The organism is Amycolatopsis sp. NBC_00345 (genome assembly GCF_036116635.1).
Taxonomy (GTDB): Bacteria; Actinomycetota; Actinomycetes; order Mycobacteriales; family Pseudonocardiaceae; genus Amycolatopsis.
Genome location: NZ_CP107995.1, coordinates 2,733,301 through 2,755,128 on the forward strand (window position 1 = coordinate 2,733,301; position 21,828 = coordinate 2,755,128).

General features: G+C 71.5%; 22 protein-coding genes. 15 read left to right on the forward strand and 7 right to left on the reverse strand.

The window, feature by feature from the left end; genetic code table 11:
- Positions 1 to 47 precede the first annotated feature (47 nt).
- Together OG943_RS12155 and OG943_RS12160 are read left to right on the forward strand one after the other, a co-directional pair.
- Positions 48 to 710, forward strand: coding sequence for a class I SAM-dependent methyltransferase (locus OG943_RS12155; RefSeq protein ID WP_328609842.1), 663 nt, complete (start codon positions 48 to 50; stop codon positions 708 to 710).
- A 1-nt stretch (position 711) separates the two neighbouring features.
- Positions 712 to 1,056, forward strand: a complete 345-nt coding sequence (locus tag OG943_RS12160; protein ID WP_328609843.1) for a hypothetical protein — start codon at positions 712 to 714, stop codon at positions 1,054 to 1,056.
- Between the two features lie 3 nt (positions 1,057 to 1,059).
- On the opposite strand, the gene OG943_RS12165 is transcribed toward OG943_RS12160, so the two are convergent.
- Genes OG943_RS12165 through OG943_RS12175 form a run of 3 tightly spaced genes read right to left on the reverse strand, consistent with a single transcriptional unit; the run spans position 1,060 to position 4,092 of the window.
- A complete protein-coding gene (locus tag OG943_RS12165) occupies positions 1,060 to 1,905 on the reverse strand; it encodes a GNAT family N-acetyltransferase (RefSeq protein ID WP_328609844.1) in 846 nt (281 codons plus the stop codon).
- 26 nt (positions 1,906 to 1,931) lie between these two features.
- Positions 1,932 to 3,272 carry a M20/M25/M40 family metallo-hydrolase gene (locus OG943_RS12170; RefSeq protein ID WP_328609845.1) on the reverse strand — a complete coding sequence of 447 codons (1,341 nt, stop codon included), beginning with the start codon at positions 3,270 to 3,272 and terminating at the stop codon, positions 1,932 to 1,934.
- Positions 3,265 to 4,092, reverse strand: a complete 828-nt coding sequence (locus OG943_RS12175) for a M55 family metallopeptidase (protein ID WP_328609846.1) — start codon at positions 4,090 to 4,092, stop codon at positions 3,265 to 3,267. Before OG943_RS12175 ends, OG943_RS12170 begins: the two co-directional genes overlap by 8 nt.
- A 213-nt stretch (positions 4,093 to 4,305) precedes the next feature.
- Here OG943_RS12175 and OG943_RS12180 point away from each other — a divergent pair, with 213 nt between their 5' ends.
- From OG943_RS12180 to mptB, 5 genes are all read left to right on the forward strand, one after another.
- Positions 4,306 to 6,126 carry an ABC transporter substrate-binding protein gene (locus OG943_RS12180; RefSeq protein ID WP_328609847.1) on the forward strand — a complete coding sequence of 607 codons (1,821 nt, stop codon included), beginning with the start codon at positions 4,306 to 4,308 and terminating at the stop codon, positions 6,124 to 6,126.
- 6 nt (positions 6,127 to 6,132) lie between these two features.
- Positions 6,133 to 7,161, forward strand: coding sequence for an ABC transporter permease (locus tag OG943_RS12185; protein WP_328609848.1), 1,029 nt, complete (start codon positions 6,133 to 6,135; stop codon positions 7,159 to 7,161).
- The gene (locus OG943_RS12190; protein ID WP_328609849.1) at positions 7,158 to 8,072 is read left to right on the forward strand and encodes an ABC transporter permease; all 915 of its coding nucleotides are present in this window, start codon (positions 7,158 to 7,160) and stop codon (positions 8,070 to 8,072) included. Before OG943_RS12185 ends, OG943_RS12190 begins: the two co-directional genes overlap by 4 nt.
- Complete coding sequence (nikE, locus tag OG943_RS12195) at positions 8,069 to 9,715, forward strand: ABC transporter ATP-binding protein (protein ID WP_328609850.1); 1,647 nt, start codon at positions 8,069 to 8,071, stop codon at positions 9,713 to 9,715. The genes OG943_RS12190 and nikE overlap by 4 nt, the downstream gene beginning before the upstream one ends.
- A 148-nt stretch (positions 9,716 to 9,863) precedes the next feature.
- Positions 9,864 to 11,429 (forward strand): polyprenol phosphomannose-dependent alpha 1,6 mannosyltransferase MptB, encoded by a 1,566-nt coding sequence (gene mptB, locus OG943_RS12200; RefSeq protein WP_328609851.1) that lies wholly within the window; start codon positions 9,864 to 9,866, stop codon positions 11,427 to 11,429.
- Positions 11,430 to 11,492: 63 nt separating this feature from the next.
- On the opposite strand, the gene OG943_RS12205 is transcribed toward mptB, so the two are convergent.
- On the reverse strand, positions 11,493 to 12,059 hold the full coding sequence (locus tag OG943_RS12205) for a TetR/AcrR family transcriptional regulator (RefSeq protein WP_328609852.1): 567 nt from the start codon (positions 12,057 to 12,059) through the stop codon (positions 11,493 to 11,495).
- A gap of 119 nt (positions 12,060 to 12,178) precedes the next feature.
- Between OG943_RS12205 and OG943_RS12210 the strand changes: the two genes are divergently transcribed.
- Genes OG943_RS12210 through OG943_RS12220 form a run of 3 tightly spaced genes read left to right on the forward strand, consistent with a single transcriptional unit; the run spans position 12,179 to position 14,454 of the window.
- Positions 12,179 to 13,111, forward strand: coding sequence for an NmrA/HSCARG family protein (locus OG943_RS12210; RefSeq protein WP_328609853.1), 933 nt, complete (start codon positions 12,179 to 12,181; stop codon positions 13,109 to 13,111).
- A gap of 10 nt (positions 13,112 to 13,121) precedes the next feature.
- Positions 13,122 to 13,979, forward strand: a complete 858-nt coding sequence (locus OG943_RS12215; protein WP_328609854.1) for a MurR/RpiR family transcriptional regulator — start codon at positions 13,122 to 13,124, stop codon at positions 13,977 to 13,979.
- 10 nt (positions 13,980 to 13,989) lie between these two features.
- A complete protein-coding gene (locus tag OG943_RS12220) occupies positions 13,990 to 14,454 on the forward strand; it encodes a GNAT family acetyltransferase (RefSeq protein ID WP_328609855.1) in 465 nt (154 codons plus the stop codon).
- A gap of 206 nt (positions 14,455 to 14,660) precedes the next feature.
- On the opposite strand, the gene OG943_RS12225 is transcribed toward OG943_RS12220, so the two are convergent.
- From OG943_RS12225 to OG943_RS12235, 3 genes are read right to left on the reverse strand one after another with little or no spacing between them, the layout of a single operon-like run.
- Complete coding sequence (locus tag OG943_RS12225) at positions 14,661 to 15,074, reverse strand: TIGR03668 family PPOX class F420-dependent oxidoreductase (protein WP_328609856.1); 414 nt, start codon at positions 15,072 to 15,074, stop codon at positions 14,661 to 14,663.
- A 31-nt stretch (positions 15,075 to 15,105) separates the two neighbouring features.
- Positions 15,106 to 16,005 (reverse strand): S66 peptidase family protein, encoded by a 900-nt coding sequence (locus OG943_RS12230; RefSeq protein ID WP_328609857.1) that lies wholly within the window; start codon positions 16,003 to 16,005, stop codon positions 15,106 to 15,108.
- Entirely contained in the window at positions 16,002 to 17,945 is a 1,944-nt protein-coding gene (locus OG943_RS12235) for a prolyl oligopeptidase family serine peptidase (protein ID WP_328609858.1), read from the reverse strand. The genes OG943_RS12230 and OG943_RS12235 overlap by 4 nt, the downstream gene beginning before the upstream one ends.
- Before the next feature lie 119 nt (positions 17,946 to 18,064).
- Between OG943_RS12235 and OG943_RS12240 the strand changes: the two genes are divergently transcribed.
- The 5 genes from OG943_RS12240 (at position 18,065) to OG943_RS12260 (ending at position 21,761) form a co-directional block, all read left to right on the forward strand.
- Entirely contained in the window at positions 18,065 to 18,640 is a 576-nt protein-coding gene (locus OG943_RS12240; protein WP_328609859.1) for a DUF3090 domain-containing protein, read from the forward strand.
- 8 nt (positions 18,641 to 18,648) lie between these two features.
- Entirely contained in the window at positions 18,649 to 19,455 is an 807-nt protein-coding gene (locus OG943_RS12245) for an SCO1664 family protein (RefSeq protein ID WP_328609860.1), read from the forward strand.
- Positions 19,456 to 19,486: 31 nt separating this feature from the next.
- Complete coding sequence (locus OG943_RS12250; RefSeq protein ID WP_328609861.1) at positions 19,487 to 20,377, forward strand: aminoglycoside phosphotransferase family protein; 891 nt, start codon at positions 19,487 to 19,489, stop codon at positions 20,375 to 20,377.
- A gap of 51 nt (positions 20,378 to 20,428) precedes the next feature.
- Complete coding sequence (locus OG943_RS12255) at positions 20,429 to 21,235, forward strand: DUF3097 domain-containing protein (protein WP_328609862.1); 807 nt, start codon at positions 20,429 to 20,431, stop codon at positions 21,233 to 21,235.
- A 91-nt stretch (positions 21,236 to 21,326) separates the two neighbouring features.
- On the forward strand, positions 21,327 to 21,761 hold the full coding sequence (locus OG943_RS12260) for an NfeD family protein (protein WP_328609863.1): 435 nt from the start codon (positions 21,327 to 21,329) through the stop codon (positions 21,759 to 21,761).
- The last annotated feature ends 67 nt before the right edge of the window (positions 21,762 to 21,828 follow it).

Sequence of the window (21,828 nt, forward strand, 5' to 3'; positions counted from 1 at the left end):
CCATCAAACTCCAGGCGCCCGCCGGCCGTCCCCGGTATAAGAGAAGAATGGCCGCAGATCGAATCGACCCCGACGAAGACGCCCGCCGACGAGCCGGGACCGCGCTGGCCGCCGGGGATCCCACCGGATGGTTCGAACCGCTGTACGCCGCGGCGGAGACCGGGGACGCCGTCGTGCCGTGGTTCCGCGGAGAGCCGTGCACCGAGCTGGCCGCGTGGGCGCGCGACAACCCCGGCGACGGCAAGCGCGCACTCGTGGTCGGCTGCGGCATGGGCGACGACGCCGAGCTGCTCGCCGAAAGCGGCTACGACACCGAGGCGTTCGACGTCTCGCCCAGCGCGATCAAGGCCGTGCTCAGCCGCTTCCCGGACACCCGCGTCGCCTACCGCACCGCGGACCTGCTCGACCCGCCCGCCGAATGGCGCCACGCCTTCGACCTCGTCGTCGAGATCCTCACCGTGCAGGCCCTGCCCAAGGACGTCCGCGGCACCGCCATCGGGTCGGTCTCGGGCTTCGTCGCCACCGGCGGCCTCGCGCTCGTCGGCGCGGTGGCGGAGGAGAGCATCGACCTGGCTTCCTGGGCCGGGCCGCCCTGGCCGCTCAACCGCGCCGAAGTCGAGTCCTTCGCCCGCGACGGCGTCACCCTCACCTCCCTCGACCGCATCCGCGACGGGAAACGCTGGTGGGCCGAGTTCACCCGGGAGGCCTGACATGACCGGCAATCCGATCATCGACCGGTGGCTCGCCGAACAGGCCCCGCAGCTGCCGGAGGCGGACCAGCTCAGCGCCCTGCTCGCGGCGACCAACCTGGGCCACGCCTACCCCGACGACGTGCTCGAAGCCTGGGGACACGAGGTCGTGCTCGCCCGCCGCGTCGTGGACCAGTCGGAACCGGCGTTCATCGCCGAGGCCCGTCGCCAGGGCTGGTCCTGGGAGCGGATCGCCGAACGCCTCGGCCTGCCCGACGCCGAAACCGCCGAACAGCGCCAGGCCGTGCTCGAAGCCGAGCTGATCCGCACCCATCCGCAGAACCTGCCCGGCGCCTGGCGCCCCTAGACGTCAGCCGGCCGGCTGCCACACCCAGTTCTGCCGCTCGTAGGCCACCCGGAAACCCAAGCGAAGCATGTTGTGCAGCGAAGAGTTGTGACCGCCGTCGGTCTCCGCACCGGTCTCCGAAACCAGCAGACGGCACCCCAGCTCTCCCGCGGTCCGGGCCCTCGCGACCAGGAGCCCGGTCTGACCGCCGCGGTTACGGGCCTCGGGGAGCACCGCGGCGCCGAACAGCTGAGCCGTTTCGCCGAAGCGGTACACGGTCGCGCTGCCCACGAGTTCCTCGCCCAGCCAGGCAGCCTGGGGATACCAATCCGGCTGCGTCACGGTGGCGGCGGCCATCCCGGAGTAATGCTCCTCCGGCATGCCGAACGCCCGCATCATCACCGACGCCCACCGGCCGGCGTCACCCGGCTCGACCGGGGCGACCCGCAGGCCGTCCATCGGCCGCCGGTCCGGGGCGCCGGCCCGGGCCACCACCTCGTCCACCTCGGCCACGAGCTTCACCCACGACGATCCGGCCGTGATGCCCTCGCGCGCGCGGATTTCCGCCCAGTCCTCCGGAAGCACGGAGGCCACGAGCTGGAGGACAGCCAGCGGGGTGCCTTCCGCCCGGTAGAACGCGCACACCTCGGCGATCAACTCCCCGGTGACCGCGGCGGTGCGGCCGAAGCCGAGGGCCTTGCTCCAGTACCGCGTCGGGTCGTTCCGCATCGACACCGCCACAACGTCCCCGATGCGGGTGGCATTCAGGCCGAGCGCCGCGCGTACGGCCTCCGGCGCGCCGGTCTCGAAGTGAAACAGCGCCTCCGCCTCGGAACTCTCGGTTACCGACAGCGGCACAGTTTCCTTCACAGAGCTACCTTCTTCTCGTCGGATGCTCAGCAAGACTCCAGGAACCGCTTCAGCACCCGCGTCCCGAACCGCAGACCCTCCACCGGCACGCGCTCGTCCACGCCGTGTGCCATCGCGCGGTACGGGAAGCCCGGCGGCAGCCACAGGGGAGCGAAGCCGTAACACGCCATGCCCAGCTTCGTGAACGCCTTCGCGTCCGTCCCGCCGCCCATGCAGTACGGCACCACCACCGCCGCCGGGTCCTCGGCGCGCAGCGCGGCCGCCATCGCGTCGAACCACGGCGAGTCCACCGGCGCCTGCACCGGCGGCTGGTGCGCGACGAACTCGCGCGTCACCCCCGGGCCGAGGAGCCCGTCCAGCTCCGCGAACAGCTCGTCCTCCGTGCCCGGCAGCACCCGCACGTCCACCTGCGCCGTCGCCGTCGACGGGATCACGTTCACCTTGTAACCGGCGGACAGCATCGTCGGCGTGGTGCTGTTGCGGACCGTCGGCACCACCAGCGAGCCCGCCGGGCCCAGTCGCGCCACCGTCGCGTCCACGGCCTCGCCCGAGGACAGGTCCACCGGCACGCCCAGCGCCTCGCCGGTGCGTTCCAGGAACGCCCGCACCGTCGGCGTCAGCCGCACCGGCCACCGGTGCGCGGCGATCCGCTGCAACGCGCCGACCAGCATCGTCACGGCGTTCTCGTCGTTGGGGCGCGAACCGTGCCCGGCCCGGCCGCGCGCGGTCAGCCGCAGGTGCGCCGTGCCGCGCTCCGCCGTCCCGACCGGGTACAGCCGCACGGTCCGGCCGTCGGCCGCGGGCACGTGATAGGTGTAGCCGCCCGACTCGCTGATCGACGCCACACAGCCCTCGAAGAACTCCGGATGCGCCTCGACCAGCCAGTGCGCCCCGAAATCGCCCTTGTCCTCCTCATCGGCCACGAACGCCAGCACCAGGTCCCGGCGCGGCCGCAGCCCCGACGCGACGGCCGTCAGCACCATCGCGCAGAAGTCCTTCATGTCCACCGCGCCGCGGCCCCACAGGAACCCGTCGCGCACCTCGCCGGCGAACGGCGGCACCGACCAGTCCGCCGCGTCGGCCGGCACCACGTCCAAGTGCCCCTGCACCAGCAATCCCGGCAGTGACGGGTCGGTGCCCGCGATCCGCGCGAGCACGTTCGCCCGCCCCGGCGCCGACTCCACGATCTTCGCCGGCACCCCGTGGCGCTCCAGGAACGCCGCGACGTACTCCGCCGCGTCCCGTTCCCCCTCGGAGTCGCCGCCGCCGCGGTTGGTCGTGTCGAACCGGATCAGGTCCGCGCACAACCCCACCACGTCGACGCCGCCCGAAGAGTCCCCAGAAAAGTCCACTGTGGAGTCAGCCATAAATGCCCTGCACCGCCCCGCCCGCGATGGCCGTGACCACCTTGAACGCCTTCATCGCCTCGGTCATGCTCGGCGCGTCGAACCCGACCCGGCGGGTGCCGATCTGCTCCACGGTCGGGATCACCGCCGTCGCCTGCGCCAGGTGGCTCGCGTCGAACTCCACCTCGATCCGGTGCCGCCCCGGCGCCCGCTCCAGCCGGCCCGCCAGGGCCATCGACTCCGCGGCACCCGCCTTCAGCAGGCCCGCGGTGCGGGCCGGGGGCAGGCAGATCGCCGCGTACCGGCTCACGCACTCCTTCACCTGCACCAGCTCGGCCTCGGGGGAGTAGTCCCGCGCGTCCTCACAGGTCCGGTCGTCCCCGCTGACCAGCAGCACCGGCACGCCGTACTCCGCGGCCATCGCCGCGTTCAGCCTGCCCTCGCTGGCCGGCACGTCGTCCAGCCACACCCCGGTGATCTGGTTCTCCAGATAAGTGTGCGACAGCACGCCGTCGAACCCCGCGCCTGCGTGGTAACCGAGGAAGACGACGCCCTCGACGCCCGAATCGATGCCCTGCATCATCGACAGCGGCTTGTGCCGCCCGGTGAGCATCCGCGCCCGCGGGTCCAGCTCCTCCAGCAGCAGATTCCGCTGCGAGGAGTGCGCCTCGTTGACGAGCACGTCGGTCGCGCCGGCCTCGAACAGCCCCGCCAGCACCGCGTTGACGTCGCCGGTGAACAGGCGGCGGAACCGCTGCCACTGCTCGGTGCCCGGCACCACGTCGTCGGTCCAGGTGACGCCCGTGGCGCCTTCCATGTCCGCCGAGATCATGATCCGCATGCGGGGCACTCTAGTCATCCTACGTCCTGCCCGTCGCGACACTCCGAACGTCACGTAGGGTCACCGCCTACGGTGCATAACGATCGAGCACGCACCGTCGCCGCAACATATTGCGCGCTTGCACCGGTATGTGGTTACTTTTCGGCCTTGGGGTGGCTCGGGGCTAGACGATGGGGTGGTCTACAAGTGCGGATCAAGCACGTTCGACATGGGGTGAACCGCGTAGTCGCGGTCCTGACGGCGGGAACGCTGGCGATCCTGCCGCTGGCGGGCACCGCCGCCGCGCAACAACAGGTCCACCAGCAGCAGCCCGCGCAGCCGAAGGTGCTGCGGGTGGCGCTGACCACCGGGATCGACCACCTGAACCCGTTCACCGCGTCGCTCGCGGCGTCCACCCAGGTGGGCCGGTTCATCTACGAGTTCCTCACCATCCCGTCCGCCGACAAGGCCGAGGCCTCGCCCGCGCTGGCCGAATCGTGGACGACCTCGCCGGACAAGCTGACCTGGACGTTCAAGATCCGCCAGAACGCCAAGTGGACCGACGGCCAGCCGGTCACCGCCAAGGACGCGGCGTTCACGTTCAACCGGATGCTCACCGACGAGACCGCGCGCACCGCGAACGGCAACTACGTCGCCAACTTCCAGACCGTCAGCGCGCCCGACGACAGCACGCTGGTGATCAAGACCAAGGCCGTGCAGTCCAGCATGGACCTGCTCGACGTGCCGATCGTGCCCGAGCACGTGTGGGCGCCGATCAAGGACCTGAACGACCCGAAGACCGACGACCTGTCGGTGGTCGGCGTCAGCGACGGGCCCTACCAGCTCACCGAGTACAAGCAGAACGAATACCTCAAGTTCAAGGCCAACAAGGGCTACTGGCGCGGCGCCCCCAAGGTCGACGAGCTGCAGCTGCTGATCTTCAAGGACGTCGAGTCCGCGGTGAACGCCCTCAAACAGGGTGAGGTCGACGTGATCAACCGGCTCACCCCGACCCAGTTCGACGCGCTGCAGGGCCAGCCGAACATCGCCACCAACAAGGCGCCCGGCCGCCGCTACAACGAGATCAACCTCAACTTCGGCGTCGAGAACAACGAGAACAAGCCGATCGGCAACGGCAACCCCGTGCTGAAGGACCTCCGGCTGCGCAAGGCGATCGCACAGGCCATCGACCCCAAGACCATTGTGGACAAGGTGATGGGCGGCTACGGCCAGCTCCCCGGCGGCGTCATCCCGCCGATCTACACCGCCTACCACTGGGACCCGACGGCAGCCGAGGCGACGAAGTTCGACATCGCCGCCGCCAACACCGCGCTCGACCAGGCCGGCTACGCCAAGGGCCAGGACGGCATCCGCGTCGCCCCCGGCGGCGCGCGCCTCGAACTGCGCCTGACCGGCCACGCGAACCGGCCGTTCGACCAGCGCACCGCCCAGTACGTCAGCGGCTGGCTGCACGACATCGGCATCTCGGTCAAGCAGGAGCTGGTCTCCGACGAGGAGCTGAACGACCGCACCAACGCGGGCAACTACGACCTCGCGATCTCCGGCTACGCCACCAACCCGGACCCGGACTACGCGCTGGCGCTGCACACCTGCGCCGGCCGGCCGAACGCCGAGGGCAAGGGCGCCACCACCGACACGTTCTTCTGCGACCCGCAGTACGACGCCCTCTACGCCAAGCAGCTGACCGAAACCGACCCGGCCACCCGCGCCGGCTACGTCAAGCAGGCCCAGGCGCGCCTCTACAGCCAGGCCGTGAACGTCGTCCTCGACTACGACAACTCGCTCGAGGCCTACCGCTCCGACAAGTTCTCCAGCTTCGAGAAGCAGCCGCAGCCCGACGGCTCGATCCTCGAGCAGACCGGCTACTGGGGCGTCTACGGCGCCGTGCCGGCCGGTTCCGAGGCCGTGGCCGCCGACAGCGGCGGCTCGAACACCGTGCTGTGGATCGTGATCGGTGTCGTCGTGGTGATCGTGCTCGTCGGCGGCGGCGTGCTGATCGGCCGCCGCGGCAAGTCCGCGGACGACCGGGAGTAGCACCCCTTGTCCCAGGCATTCACCTCCGGCCAGGCCTCGGCGCTCGCCGACCCCGACGAGCGCCGAGGCGGGACCGGCACCCTCCGGTTCGTCCTCACCAAGGTCGCCGAAGCGGCCGCCAGCATCGTGCTGGTGATCGTCCTCGGCTTCTTCCTGTTCCGGCTGCTGCCCGGCGACCCCGTCGCGTTCATGGCCCGCGACCGGCCCACCGACCCCGCCCAGATCGCCGAACTGCGCCAGCAGCTCGGCATCGACAAGCCCGTCCTCGCCCAGTTCGGCAACTACTTCGTCGGCCTCTTCCGCGGCGACTTCGGCACCTCCTACATCGAGCGCCGCCCGGTGCTCGACATGATCGGCGAACGGCTCTGGCCCACCGTGCTGCTCGTCGGCAGCGCGACCGTGCTGGCCATCGCGCTCGGCCTGTGGCTCGGCATCCGCGCCGCGTGGAAGCGCGACAGCTTCTTCGACCGCGCCCAGACCGGCATCGCGCTCACCCTCTGGTCGGTCCCGCAGTTCTGGCTCGGCCTGCTGCTGCTGGTGGTCACCAACGGGGTGTTCCCCAGCCGCGGCATGCACTCCCCGGACGCCGGGCCCGGGTTCTTCGCCCAGGGCCTCGACGTCCTGCACCACCTGGTCCTGCCGTGCGTCACGCTGCTCGCGGTGTTCTACGCCCAGTACATGCTGGTGATGCGGTCCTCGCTGCTGGGGGAGATGAACGCCGACTACCTCACCACCGCCCGCGCCAAGGGCCTGCGCGAGGACATGGTCCGCCGCCACCACGCCGTGCCGAACGCGCTGCTGCCCACCGTGACCCTGGTGTTCATGCAGTTCGGCATGGTCGTCTCCGGCGCCGTCACGGTGGAGGCCGTGTTCAGCTGGCCCGGCCTCGGGCAGCTGACCTACGACGCCCTGCACGGCCCGGACCTGCCGGTGCTGCAAGGCGTGTTCGTGGTGCTGGCCAGCGCCGTCGTCCTGATGAACATGCTCGCGGAACTGCTCTACCGCGTGCTCGACCCGAGGGTGCGTACCGCATGACCGCGCCAGCACTCCCCGAGAGCGCCCGCGCCATCGCGTGGCGCCGCCGCCGGGCCGGCATCGCCCGCACCTGGCACGAGTTCGCCACGCAGAAGGCCGCGCTCACCGGCCTGTGCCTGCTCGTGCTCACCGTCCTGCTCGCCGTGCTGCTCCCGGTGGTCAGCAACGCCGACGGCCTCGACGTCACCAAGGCGACCGGCCACCCGCTCAGCCCGCCGGACGGGCAGTTCTGGCTCGGCACCGACATCGACGGCCGCTCCGTGCTGCTGATGACCTTGTGGGGCACCAGGATCTCGCTGCTCGTCGGGTTCTCCGCCACCGTGCTCAGCGTGCTGATCGGCACCGTCATCGGCGTCACCGCCGCGCACTTCGGCGGCTGGGTCTCCACGGTCCTGCTGCGCTTCACCGACTTCTTCCTCGTGCTCCCGTCACTGGTGCTCGCCATCGCGCTGTCCGCGGTGCTGCCCCAGGGCGTGTGGACGATCATCGTGGCCATCGGCCTCACCGCCTGGCCCAGCACCGCCCGGCTGGTGCGCGCCCAGACCCTCACCATCGAGAGCCGCCCCTACATCGAGCGCTCCCGGGCGCTGGGCGGCGGCCACCTGCACGTGGTCGGCAAACACGTGCTGCCCGGCGTGATGCCGCTCGTGCTCGCCAACACCACCCTGGTGGTCGGCAACTCGATCATCGCGGACGCGACCCTGTCGTTCCTCGGCGTCGGCGACCCCAGCTCCATCTCCTGGGGCGCCATGCTCGAGACCGCGCTCAACAACGGCGCCGTCAGCCGCGGCGCCTGGTGGAACCTGCTCCCGCCGGGTATCGCGATCGTGCTCGTCGTCCTGTTCTTCACCCTGGTCGGCCGCGGGCTGGAGACGGTGCTGAACCCGAGGCTCAAAGGACAACACTCGTGACCGCCCTGCTCGAACTCAAGAACCTCGGCGTCACCTACACCACCGGCGGCGGCGACGTGCCCGCCGTCCGCGGCGTCGACCTGCGCCTCGACCCCGGCGACACCCTCGGCGTCGCGGGGGAGTCCGGCTCCGGCAAGTCCACCGTCGCCATGAGCGTGCTGCGGCTGCTGCCGCGCAGCGCCAAGATCACCGGCGAGATCCTGCTCGACGGCGAGGACATCACCGAGATGCGCTGGGGACGGCTGCGCACGGTCCGCTGGGCCGAGGCGTCGGTGGTGTTCCAGGGCGCCATGCACGCGCTCAACCCGGTCCACCGCGTCGGCGAGCAGATCGCCGAGCCGATCCGGCTGCACCCGCCCGAAGGCAAGGCCCCCACCGAAGCCCAGGTCCAGGCCCGCGTCGCCGAACTGCTCGAACAGGTCGACCTGCCCCGCTCCCGCGCCGGCGCGTACCCGCACGAGCTGTCCGGCGGGCAGAAGCAGCGCGTGATGATCGCGATGGCGCTGGCCTGCTCGCCCCGCCTGGTGATCGCCGACGAGCCCACCACCGCCCTCGACGTGATCGTCCAGGCCCAGGTCCTCGACCTGATGTCACGCCTGGTCGCCGAGCACAACATCGGGCTGATCATGATCAGCCACGACCTGTCCGTGCTCGCCGCCACCTGCCGCCGAATCGCGGTCATGTACGACGGGCAGGTGGTCGAGGAGCGGCCCAGCGCCGAGCTGATGTCCACACCCCGCCACGAGCACAGCCGCGCGCTCGCCGCCGCGTTCCCCACCGTCGGCGACCCGGTGTCCCGCTTCGCCCCGGCCACCAGCACCCCGCTGCCCCCCGAGCCCGAAAACCGGGCCGGGCCGGACGCGCCACCACTGCTGGAAGCCGAAGACCTGCACGTCACCTTCCGCGACCGCACCGGCAAGCGCATCAACGCCGTCGACGGGGTCGACCTCGCCGTGCGGCGCGACGAGATCGTCGCGCTCGTCGGCCAGTCCGGCTCCGGCAAGACCACCCTCGCCCGCACCCTGCTCGGCCTCCAGAAGGCCGATTCCGGCGCCGTCCGCTACGACGGCAAGCCCATTCCCGCGGGCGGCGACGGCCTGCGCGCCTACCGCCGCCAGGTCCAGCTCGTGCTGCAGGACCCGACCAGCGCGCTCAACCCCGCGCACACCGTCTACGAGGCGGTGGCCGAGGGACCGCGTATCCACGGCCTCCCCGACGAGCGCGCGACCGTGGTCCGCGCGCTCGAGGCCGCGGAACTGCGTCCAGCGGAGAAGTTCTTCGACCGGCTCCCGCACGAACTGTCCGGCGGCCAGCGGCAACGCGTCGTCATCGCCGGCGCGCTCGCCCTCGACCCGTCGGTCGTGGTCGCCGACGAGCCGGTCGCCTCGCTCGACGCCTCCGTGCGCGGGGAGATCCTCGGCCTGCTGCTGCGGCTGCGCCGCGAACTCGGCCTGGCCGGCCTGGTCATCACCCACGACCTGGGGCTGGCCTGGAACATCGCCGACCGCGTCGCCGTGATGTACCGCGGGAAGCTCGTCGAAACCGGTACCGTCGAACAGGTTCTGCTCGACCCCCAGCACGACTACACCAGGTCACTGCTGGCCGCGCTGCCCGGCGGCACCGCCCAGCGCGCCACCGCCTGAGCGCGCGAAGCGGACTTTTCCGCCACAGAAAGCGGAAAGCCCGCTTCGCCCCGCCACCCCGATATGGGCGAACACCTGAACGAAGACCGATCCCGGCGGGAGCCCGGGCGGTGACCAGAAACTCCACCCGGTAATCTCCTGGATCGAAATGGCGACCACCACCGACTCTGCGCAACCGTCCGCGGCCAGCCCGCTGGACGAGCGGCTTCTCGCGCCCACAAGGTTCCCGTACCGGACCATCGCGATGGGCACCATCGGCACCACGCTGCTCATGCTCGCGGCCCTCGGCGCCGGCGGCATCCTCATCCGCGACCCCGTCCTCGGGCACGGGCCGCTGTCCTGGATCCGCTACGGCCACGGCCGGGCCCTGGCGAACGCGCTGCTCTACACCGGCTTCGGCCTCGTCGTGTGGGCCTGGGTGCGCCTCGGCCGCTACGTGCTCGCCGGCCGCATCGGCAGCCGCCCCATCCTGGTCGCCGCGCTGTGCTGGATGGCGCCGCTGCTCGTGTCGCCGCCGCTGTTCACCCGCGACGTCTTCTCCTACCTGGGCCAGGGCGCCCAGCTGCTGTACGGCCTCGACCCGTACGCCAACGGCCCCGCCGAACTGCACGTGCTGCCGAACGTGGTGCAGAACGTCCACCCGCTCTGGCAGACCACACCCGCCCCGTACGGGCCGCTGTTCCTGCTGATCTCCAAGTGGATCGTGGCGATCACGCAGGACAACATGATCGCCGGCGTGATCCTCACCCGCCTCGTGCTGCTGATCGGGCTCGGCATGACGCTGTGGGCGCTGCCCCGGCTGGTCAAGCACCTCGGCGGCAAGCTGCCGGTGGCGCTGTGGCTCGCGGTCGCCAGCCCGATGATGGTCATCCACCTCTTCGGCGGCCCGCACAACGACCTGATGATGCTCGGCTTCCTCACCATCGGCATCGTCGCCGCGCTCGAGCGCAAGTACGTGGTCGCCGTCCTGCTGATCACCGTCGGCATGCTGATCAAGCCGACCGCCGCCGTGGCGCTGCCGTTCCTCGTCTGGATGTGGGCGGCCCACATGTCCGGCGAGTCCAAGGTGAAGAACTTCTTCAAGGCCGGCGCCGCGTCCGTCGCGCTGTTCCTGCCGGTGTTCGCCGCCGGCACCTGGATCTCCCTCGGCTCGCTCAACCTCGGCTGGTGGTCCGGCCTCAAGGCCCCGCAGCTGATCGCGAACTGGCTCAACTTCCCGACCGGCATCGGCGAGGCGATCTACAACCTCGTGCACCTGGTCGCGAACGTGCAGCCCTCGCCGTTCGTCACGGTCACCCGCGCCATCGCGATGGTCGGCCTGGCCGCCTTCGGCATCCGCCAGTGGTGGCTCGCCCGCAGCGGCGGCAAGGAAGCCGTCTTCCGCGCCGCGATCACCATGCTGGCCGTCGCCATCCTCATGCCGCCCACCCTGCCGTGGTACCTGACCTGGGGCTTCGTCCTCTTCTCGGCGTTCGGCTGGCAGCGGCGGCACCTGTCGGTCGTGGTCGCCGTGTCGGTCTTCGTCACCCTCGTCTACTACCCGACGGGGGAGCAGGCCCTCTACGACTGGTGGTTCATCGCCATCGTCGTGCTGGTCAGCCTGTACGCGGCCGCGTCACTGCTGCGCCCGGACCCGCTCGGCCTGTTCGCCGCCTGGCGCAAGCCCGACGAGGAGTTCCTGCCCAAGGAAACCCCGGTACCGGCGCGCGACTAGGAACGCCGTCAAGGACTCCTTGCCTACCCTCAAGGTAGGCAAGGAGTCCTTGACGGCTCCAGATCAGTGCTGCGGGCTCAGCCCCGCCACGGCCAGCCCGAACAGCCGGTCCGCCCGCGTGGCCGGATCGGAGTGGTGCTCCGTGGCCAGCACGACGCCGACGGCCAGCGTGATCAGGTCCGAGACCGTGACCCCGGCCGTCACCGCGCCATCCTGCCGGGCGCGGCTCAACAGCGGACCCGCAGCCTCTTCCAGCGCCATCGAGCACGAGCTCTCGTGCACCGAGTCGGGTCCGGCGCCGTCGTAGGCCAGCGCGGCCGCCAGCCCCCGCGCGGAGACGCAGTACGCGACGACGTCACCCAGCCATTCCAGCAACGCCTCCCGGCTGTCGCCCCGACCGGTCAGCTCCTGAGCGCGCACGCACAGCGCCTCGATCCGCGTCCGGGAAACCGCCTCCACCAACGCACGGCGAGTGGGGAAGTGCCGTCGCACCGTCGCCGAGCCGACCCCGGCCGTGCGGGCGATCTGCTCCAGCGACGCACCGGCCCCGTGGACGGCGACCTCCGCTTCGGCCACGGCGAGGATGCGCGTGTAGTTGCGCCGGGCGTCGGCGCGCTGGTGGTCAGGCATGGTCTGCTCTCCGAGGGTTGCTAAGTGGCGGGCCCCGCCGTATCGTAGCGGAACAGAAACGGCGGGGCCCGCCATTTAATTCGATCACCTGTTTCGTTCGACCAGTACCGAGGAGCACCATGTCCACAGAGTCCGCGCCCGCCCTCGTCACCGGTGCCACCGGCCGTCAGGGCGGCGCCACCGCCCGCGCCCTGCTCGCGGCCGGCGTTCCCGTCCGGGCGCTGGTGCGTGATCCGGCCACCGCGGGGGCGAAGGCCGTCGAGGCGCTCGGCGCCGAACTCGTCACCGGCGACCTGCGCGACCGCGATTCCGTGACCCGCGCCGCACAGGGCGCCCGCGCCGTGTTTTCCGTGCAGATGCCCGCTTTCACCGAGGAAGGCTTCGATTTCGACGGCGAGGTGGCCCAGGGCGTCAACCTCATCGAGGCCGCGAAGGCCGCCGGAGTGCCGCAGTTCGTGCACACCTCCGTCAGCGGCGCCGGCCGGCAGACCGAGGTTCCCGGCTGGGCCGAAGGCCGCTGGGTTTCGATGGAAGGCACGCTGGGCGCCAAGACCGCGATCCAGGACCGGGTCCGCGCCGCCGGCTTCCCCCGCTGGACGCTGCTCAAGCCGGCCTTCTTCATGGAGAACTTCTTGCCGTCCATGGGTTTCCTGTTCCCGCGCGGCGTCGAGGGCGGCATCGTGAGCGTCATCAAGCCCGACACCCGGGTGTCACTGGTCGCGGTGGAGGACATCGGCACGGCGGCCGCCGCGGCCATCGCCGCGCCGGAGCGATTCGACGGCGTCGAGCTGGAACTGGCCGGCGACTACCGCTCGATGACGGAGATCGCCGAAGCCCTCTCCCGCGCCCTGGGCGCGTCCTTGTCCGCACCGGACCTGACCGAGGAGGAGGCCCTCGCCGCCGGAATGCCCGCCATGGGCGCCACGCACGAGTGGCTGAACGTGGCCGGACAGCCGGCCCGTCCCCAGTTCGCGACGGACCTCGGCCTCCCGCTCACCAGCTTCGAAACCTGGGCGCGGCACCACCTGCGGGCAGACGCACGCGTGGAGTAGAATTCCAGGCGTGGCGAGTGACGTGGAGTCCTATTCCAAAGGGGCCTTGCTGAGCAGGTCACGCGTCGCACTGCCTTCACTCCGGCCCAGCGAGCGACGGGTGCTCGAATGGTTGATTGCCCATCTGGGCGAAGTGCCGAGCTTGAGCGTCGTCGATGTTCAGCGGGGCACCGGAGCGGGCGCGGGAACGGTGATCCGCACTTGCCAGGCCGTGGGATTCCACGGCTTCCACGAGTTCCGGATCGCCGCCGCGCGCGAAGGCCGCTACGACGAGCCCGCCGAGCCGGACAGTCTCGCGGGCTACCAAGCTTTGCGAACTGTCGAGCGAGCGGCGTCGGAGTCGGTGCGGCACGTTTCGGCGACCGTGCCGGAGGCGGACTTCGACGCCGCGGTAGCGACCTTGACGGCTGCCGACCGCCTGCTGGTTTTCGGCGCCGCGATGTCGGGACCGATCGCGGCCGACGCCGCCTACCGCTTCCGGATGGCGGGCTGGTTCGTCGACGCGCCGGCGGACGAAAGCTCGGCGCGGGTCGCCGCCCGGCAGCTGACCCGCCACTGCGCTTGCCTGCTGTTCAGCCACACCGGGGCAACAAAGGTGACTCTTGACGTCGCGGCTCAGGCGCGTCGAGCGGGAGCCGCGGTAGTCGGCGTGGTGTCGCAGAGCAACAGCGCACTCAGCGAAATCGCCCCGATCACTCTTGCCGTGGCGGGAGACGACGGTGGCGCGCTCGGCATCGCCACCGGATCACGGCTGGCGCAGCTCGTCATCACGCACAGCCTGCTCACCGCGGCCGTGACCGCCAAGGGTCCGGCGGCACGGGCAGCGCTCGACCGAGCGGCAGAAGTAACCCATGAATCAGTCTTGTAGGAGTGAACCCGTGAAGATCCGGTCGTTCTCGGAAACCGACGCTGAAGCGGTCGTCGCGCTGTGGACCGAAGCGGGTTTGACCAGGCCGTGGAACGACGCCGGGGCTGACGTGCGGCGCAAGCAGGCCATGCAGCCGGAGATGTTCTTCGTCGCCGAGGACGACGGGCGAGTGGCCGGCGTGGTCATGGCGGGCTACGACGGGCACCGCGGCTGGATCCATTACCTCGCCGTCTCGGACGACTACCGGGGAACAGGGCTGGGCCGCACTCTCGTCGAGCACGCCGAAACCGCGTTGGACGCGCTGGGATGTCCGAAGGTGCAGCTGCAGGTCCGCCCGGACAACACCAGCGTGATCGAGTTCTACCGGCATCTCGGCTATACGACCTATGAGGCGATCAACATGGGAAAGCGCCTCGTCGTTGATGGCCCGGCCGCCACGCAGAGCACCGAGCCGCCGGCCGTTGCTACCGCCTAGTCCTTGGCGAACGCGGCGCCGTAAACCGGGCTCACCTTGTCCAGCAAAGCCATTTGCGTCTTCGGCCCGCTCGACTTGGTGTCCCGGCCCGAAAGCCCGGGACTGCTCACCGCGCTTCGCCGCCGCGTCCCACGGCTGCGCCGCACCGCACGCGTTCACCAGCCGCAGCGGCGTCGTCGAGCCGATCACGTAACGCCGGGACGGCGTTACGAGCCCGCCCACCCGCGCCAGGAGTGCACCAGCGTCGACACCACGGCGTGCTCCGGCGGGTGGGCGGCGTACTGCTCGTACTTCGCCGCCAGCCACCGCAGCGGCTCCGCCCGGTCCGGCTGATCCAGGACCCGGGCGACGCCGTCCGCGCGGGCCCACCACAGCTGCGACCAGTCCTCGGCGTACTCGTCGACCAGGAAGCACACTGCCGGGTTCTCGGCGATGTTCGCCAGGCGCCGCAACGCCGTTGTGGTCTTCGGCTTGTGGTCCACGGCGAACACGACCGTGTCGCCGTGCACCGCGAACGTCACCGGAACCAGGTGAGGCACGCCGTCCGCGTCGGCGGTCGCCAGCCGCGCGACGCGCGCGGACTCGAACCGGGCACGGGTGTCCTCAGCCGACAGTCGCATACCGAAACCGTAGCGTCAGGCCAGGCGAGCGTCAGGCCAGCGCGGGGGAGTCCAGTGCCAGCGTGCCCAGCTCCACGTCCAGCGACGCCCGCGCGCCCAGCGGCAGCGTCGGCGAGGACGCCACGTGGCCGAACCCGAAGTTCCCCAGCACCGGCACGCCCAACGGCGCCAGCCGCTCCAGCAGCAGCGACCGGACCTCCGCCGGGTCCCCGCACGCGGCCCACGAACCCAGCACCACCCCGCGCACGCCGTCGAACCAGCCCGCGCGCAGCAGCTGCGTCAGCATCCGGTCCAGCCGGTAGACGCTCTCGGTCACGTCTTCCAGCAGCACGATGCCGTCACGCGCCGAGCCCTGCTCTGCCGTCCCGATGCCCGACGCCAGCAGCGACAGGTTCCCGCCGATGAGCACCCCCGACGCCCGGCCCGGCACCAGCACGTCCGGCTCCGCCGCCCTCAGCGCCCGGTGCCGCTCGGGCTCGAACAGCGTCCGCCGCAAGTGCTCCGCGGCGAACGCGTCGAACAGGACACTCGCCGGCATCGGCGAGAACAGCGTGTCAAGTCCTAAATGGACCGAAACGGCGCGGTGCAGCGCCGTCACGTCGCTCGACCCCGCCAGCACCTTCGGCCCGGCCGCGCGCAACGCGGGCCAGTCGACCAGGTCCAGCATCCGCTGCGCGCCGTAACCGCCCCGGGCGGCCAGCACGCACTTCACCTCCGGGTCCAGCCACGCCTCGGTGAACTCCGCCGCGCGGGCCGCGTCCGGCGCCGACAGATAGCCCGGCGCGGAAGCCCGCACGGACGCGCCGGCCCGGACCTTCAAACCCCAGCCCCGCAGCACCGGCAGCGCCGCCTCCAGCAGGTCCGGCGGCACCGGCCCGGACGGCGCCACCAGCGCGATCGTGTCCCCGGCTCTCAGCCGCGGCGGTCTCACCGCGACAGCCCCAGCTTCGGCACACCCGGCGTCGGGAACCCGAACACCTGCCCGTAGAACGACAGCTCCGCCTCCAGCGCCGCGATGATCGTCTCCGCCTTGCGGAACCCGTGCTGCTCACCCTCGAACCGCAGGTACGCGTGGTCGACGCCGCTGCCGGCCAGGCTCGCGACGAACCGGTCCGCCTGCTCTGGCGGGCAGATCTCGTCCTCCAGCCCCTGCAGGAACAGCACCGGCCCGGCCAGCGAGCCCGCGTGGGTGATCGGCGAGCGCTCCCGGTACCGCTCCAGCGTCTCCGGGTACGGCCCGACCAGGCCCTCCAGGTACTGCGACTCGAAGTCGTGCGTCTCGCCGCCCGCGCCCGTCCACGTGGCCAGGTCCAGGATCGGGAACTTCACCGTCGCCGCCGCGTACGTCGTGGTCATCGTGATCGAAGCGGCCGAGGTGAACCCGCCCGCGCTGCCGCCGCGGATCGCCAGGCGCGCGCCGTCGGCGATCCCTTCGGCCACCAGCGCCTCGGCCACCGCCACGCAGTCGCCGACGTCCACCACGCCCCACTGCTCGCGCAGCCGCTCCCGGAACACCCGCCCGTAGCCGGTCGAGCCGCCGTAGTTCACCACGACCACGCCGATGCCGCGGCTGGTCAGGTACGCGAAGTCCACGAACAGCGAATCGTCCATGTGCCCGGTCGGCCCGCCGTGCACGTGGACCACGAACGGCGGCAGCTCACCCTCGGGCGCGGTGAAGCCCGGGTTCGACGGCGGGAGCACAAACGCCGGGATCGCCGAGCCGTCGGCCGCGGTGAACACCCGCTCCTCGGCCACCGGCAGGTACTCGGCCGCGGGCAGGCTCGCCGGCTGCGGCGTCAGCTCGGTCCAGGTCCCGCCGGCCAGGTCCACGCTCACCACCGCGCGCTCACGCCGTGGGCCCGCCGCGATGCCGGTCACCGAGCCGCCGTCCACGACCAGCCCGGCCGCCGACCAGCTGGTCAGCTCCCCGGCCACCGAGGCGACCGGGGTCACCGAGCCGTCGTGCTCGTCGAGCACGGCCAGCCGCCCGGCGTTCAGCACCGCGTGCCGCCCGCCGCCGAGCGGCGCGAACCAGCGCGCGCCGATCTGCCACAACGCGCTGCCCAGCTCCGCCGCCACCGGGGCGAGGTTCACCACGGACCCGTCGAGCCCGATCCGGTGCAGGTTCCACCAGCCGTCCGGGTCCAGCAGCGCGAGCAGGCGGTCCGGCGACTCCCACTCCAGCTGGCACACCGCGACGTCCGCGGCGCCGACCAGCACCCTGGCCTCGCCGAACGTGCCGTCCGCGGCGACCGGCGCGACGAACAGCTCCGTGCCGTCCCACGGCATCGCCGGGTGGTCCCACGCCAGCCACGCCGCGTGCGCGCCGTCCGGCGACAGCTGCGGCGCGGTGAAGAACCGGTGCCCGCCGACCAGCACCCGCTCGGCACCGTGTCCGGAGATCGCGACCAGCTCACGCTCGATGTCGGTGCGCCGGGGTCCGGTACTGCGCTCCCGCACCGCCCACACCTCACCGCCCGGCCCCGGCTGCAGGTCGCTGTAACGGACTCCCTGCGGCTGAGCGGGTTCCGGCGTCAGCGCCGTGGTCTCCCCGGAGGCCAGGTCACGGGCGTACACCCGCTGATCGGCCCAGTGGGTGAAAACGACGGTGTCACCGGTCACCAGCCACGGCCGCCCGCCGTACTCGTGCACCCGGTTGCGGACGTTCCACGGCGCGGGCAGCACGTCCTCCACGCCGCCGTCGGCCGTCCGGCGCACCAGCGCCACGCGGCCGCCCTCCGCGGGCCGCGCCTCGGTCCACCACAGCGCGTCGCCGACCCGGCCGAGCCACGAGGGGCCGCCTCCGGCCGCCGCCGCGTCCGCGGCCGAAACGGGTGAAGTCCAAGTTCCATAAGGAGAGATCTCTGGCACCCGAAGAGCCTAACGGCGATCCGCAGCGTGGCCGCACACGCACGCAGCGCGCTGAAATCCCGGTCAACCAGGGGCGGCGGATGCCGATCATGCCCGCGTGGCTTAGGGTCGTAAGTGCTATGTCTCGCGTAATCCACGTCTTCCGCAAGCCCGACCGGTTCGTCGCCGGGACCGTCGGCGAGCCCGGTGATCGCACGTTCTACCTCCAGGCGTCGGAGGACGTCCGGACGATCAGCGTCACGATCGAAAAACAGCAGGTCGTCGTCCTCGCCGAGCGCCTGAGCGCGTTGCTCGAGGAAGTCGCCAGCCGCTTCGGCGCCGACGTCCCCGACGACGTGCCCGACGACCAGGTCGACGTGGCTCCCTTGACCGTGCCGGTCGAAGAGGAGTTCCGCGTCGGCACCATGGGCCTGGGCTGGGACGCCGACTCGGGCGCCGTCGTCGTCGAGCTGCTCGCGATCACCGAGGGCGAGGTCGACGAGACCGTCGTCCTCGACGACACCGAGGAAGGCCCCGACGCCGTCCGCGTGTTCCTCACCCCGGTGGCCGCGCGCGCCTTCGCCGAGCGGGCCGACCGCGTCGTCAACGCCGGCCGCAAGCCGTGCCCGCTGTGCGCCGAGCCGCTCGACCCGGCCGGGCACATCTGCCCCCGGCAGAACGGCTACCGCCGCGACGTCGACGTGGCCGAGGACTGAGGCCGCCCGTGGCGAGCAGCCCACCCGGACCCGCCGACCCCGGTGCCCGCGAATTCGTCACGCACGGCCGCATCGACGTCGAAGGCCGGCTCGTGGACGCGTCCAACGTGACGCTGTTCTGCGCGATCGAGCTCAACGGCGTCACCGGCCAAGTGGTGTACAAGCCGGTTTCGGGGGAGCGGCCGCTGTGGGACTTCCCGGACGGCACGCTCGCCGGCCGCGAGGTCGCCACCGCGATGATCTCCGACGTCTCCGGCCTCGGCGCCGTCCCGCCGACCGTGCTCCGCGACGGGCCGTTCGGCCCCGGCATGGTCCAGCTGTGGGTCGAGACGGGGGAGAACGAGGTCGTCGACGTCTGCGCGCCCGAAGACGTCCCGGACGGCTGGCGCACCGTGCTGCACGCCCACGACCGCCTCGGCGACCCCGCCGTGCTCGCGCACGCCGACCACCCGGGCATGCGGGAGCTGGCCGTGCTCGACATCGTGGTCAACAACACCGACCGCAAGGGCGGCCACCTGCTGGCCGGCACCGACGGCCGCGTCTACGGCGTGGACCACGGCATCTGCCTGCACACCGACCCGAAGCTGCGCACCGTGCTGTGGGGCTGGATCGGCGAGCGCGTCCCGGACGAGGCCGTCGAGAAGCTGCGCAAGCTGCGGTCCGAGCTGGACGGCAAGCTCGGCGCGGACCTCGGCGAGCACCTCACCACCTTCGAGATCCGCGCCCTCGGCCAGCGCGCCGACTTCCTGCTCGCCGAAGGCGTTTTCCCCGAGCCCGGCGACGACTGGCGCGCCATCCCCTGGCCCTTGTTCTGACGGCGCTGGTCCTGATGACGGCACCGTTCCGATGACGGCGATCCTCGACGACGCGGCCCGCGCCCGCCTCATCGACCGCTTCGGCCCGCAGGTCGGCCCGTGGTGCGACGCGCTGCCCGTGCTCGTCGCCCGGCTCGCCGAACGATGGGGCCTGACCGTCGTCGGCGCCCGGCCGGGCAACACCGGCCGCACGCTGATGTGCCGCGGCCCCCAAGGTGACAGCCGGGTGCTCAAGCTCTGCCCGGACCAGGAGGTCTCCGCCGGAGAGGCCACCGCCCTGCAGACCTGGGCCGGCCTCTCCCGGGTGGTGCAGGTCCTCGAGGTCGACTTCGAGGCAGGCGCCGTGCTGCTGGAAGGCCTCGAACCGGGCACCCAGCTGACCGGGCGCGGCGCGGACGTGCCGTGGACCGAGGTGGCGGACCTGCTCGCCCAATTGCACAGCGTCCAATTACCGAGCGTCCCGGCCGCAGGCCCGTTCCCCTCGCTGGCCACCCGCGTCGGGCTGATGTTCGACCTGGCCGAACGCCGCCTGCGCGGCTCGGCCGCCGAACCCCGGCTGCCGCTGGAGCTGCTGCACCACGCCCGCGTCCGTGCCGAAGACCTCGCCACCGGCGGCCCCACCGCGCTCCTGCACGGCGACCTGCACCCCGGCAACGTCCTCGACGCCGGTCCCGCGCGCGGCATCGTCGCGATCGACCCGCGGCCGTGCCTGGGCGACCCGGCCTTCGACGCCGTCGACTGGGCGCTGCTCCCGATGGCCGCCGGCGGCACCCTCGACGACGGTGTCACCAAGCTCCCGGACCTCGACGCCGACCGCGTCCGTGCCTGGTGCGCCGCGCTCGCCCCGCTCGTCGCCATGGCCCCGCTGCGGGCGGGCGCGCCTACGCCGTTCACCGACGCCCTACTGGAGATGGCGCGCTGACCGGCGTGGCGGCAGGACGCGGGTTACCCGGCACCACTAACTTTCGGAACCGTGCGCTCCCATTCGTATGACGACGTGCTGTCGGGCCCGCGGAAGCGGAAGGTGCCCGAGGTCCCGGCGGAACCCGGACTGGTGGTCGAGGACCCGGCCAGCGGCTACTGCGGCGCGGTGGTGAAGATCGAGTACGGGAACGTCGTCCTCGAAGACGCGCGCGGCCGCCACCGGGTGTTCCCGCTCGGCCCGGCGGCGTTCCTGCTCGAAGGCAAGCCCGTCACCCTCGTCCCGGCGAAGAAGGCCGCGGCGCCGGTGAAGCGGGTGTCCGCGTCCGGCTCGGTGAAGGTGCAGGGCCTGCAGGCCCGCGTCGCCCGTGACTCCCGGATCTGGGTCGAGGGCAAGCACGACGCCGAGCTGGTCGAGCGCGTCTGGGGTCACGACCTGCGCGTCGAAGGCGTGGTCGTCGAGCCGCTGGACGGCGTCGACGTCCTGTCCGACCGCATCGCCGAGTTCGGCACCGGCCCCGGACGGCGGCTCGGCGTGCTCGTCGACCACCTGGTCGCGGGGAGTAAGGAGTCCCGCCTCGTCGAGCAGGTCCGCGACGAGCAGGTGCTCGTCACCGGCCATCCGTACGTGGACATCTGGCAGGCCGTGAAGCCGTCGGCCGTCGGCATCCGGGAGTGGCCGAAGATCCCGCGCGGGATCGAGTGGAAAGTCGGCATCTGCGACGCACTGGGCTGGGGCGAGACCTACGAAGGCTGGCAGCGGGTGCTGGCCGCGGTGAGCAGCTTCCGGGACCTCGAAACGCCGCTGATCGGCGCCGTCGAACGGCTCATCGACTTCGTCACCGAACCGGCGGAGTAGGCCGATTATGTCCTGTTTGTCCAAGGTCACGCGTCGGTCACGTCGGGTCACCTGCCCGGTGCGAACCGGCGCGATCTGAGAGCATGAGGCCATGGCAGCGGCTCTGATCTGGCTGATCATCGGCATCGTCCTGATGATCGCGGAAGTGCTCTCCGGCGACTTCGTCCTGATCATGCTGGGGGTCGCCGCGTTGCTCGGCGCCGGCTCCGAGGCGATCACCGGGAACCTGTTCATCGACGTCGCCGTGTTCGCCGTCAGCTCGGTCGGGCTGATCGTGCTCGCGCGCCCCGCGCTGAAGCGCCGCTTCCTCGCCGGCTCCCATATAGCCACCGGCATCGACGCGCTCGTCGGCGCCCGCGCCGTGGTCGTGTCCACAGTGGACTACGATGCCGGCCAGGTGAAGATCGGCGGCGAGGTCTGGTCCGCCCGCGCCGTGCACGAGGCGCAGCCGCCCATCGCGCCCGGCACCAGTGTCACCGTCGTCGAGATCTCCGGTGCCACCGCGGTGGTGGACATCCTCTCGTGACCACGAAACGTCCAGGAAAACGGTACTAGGTAAGGGGAAAATCTCTTGTCGACAATAGCGATCGTCG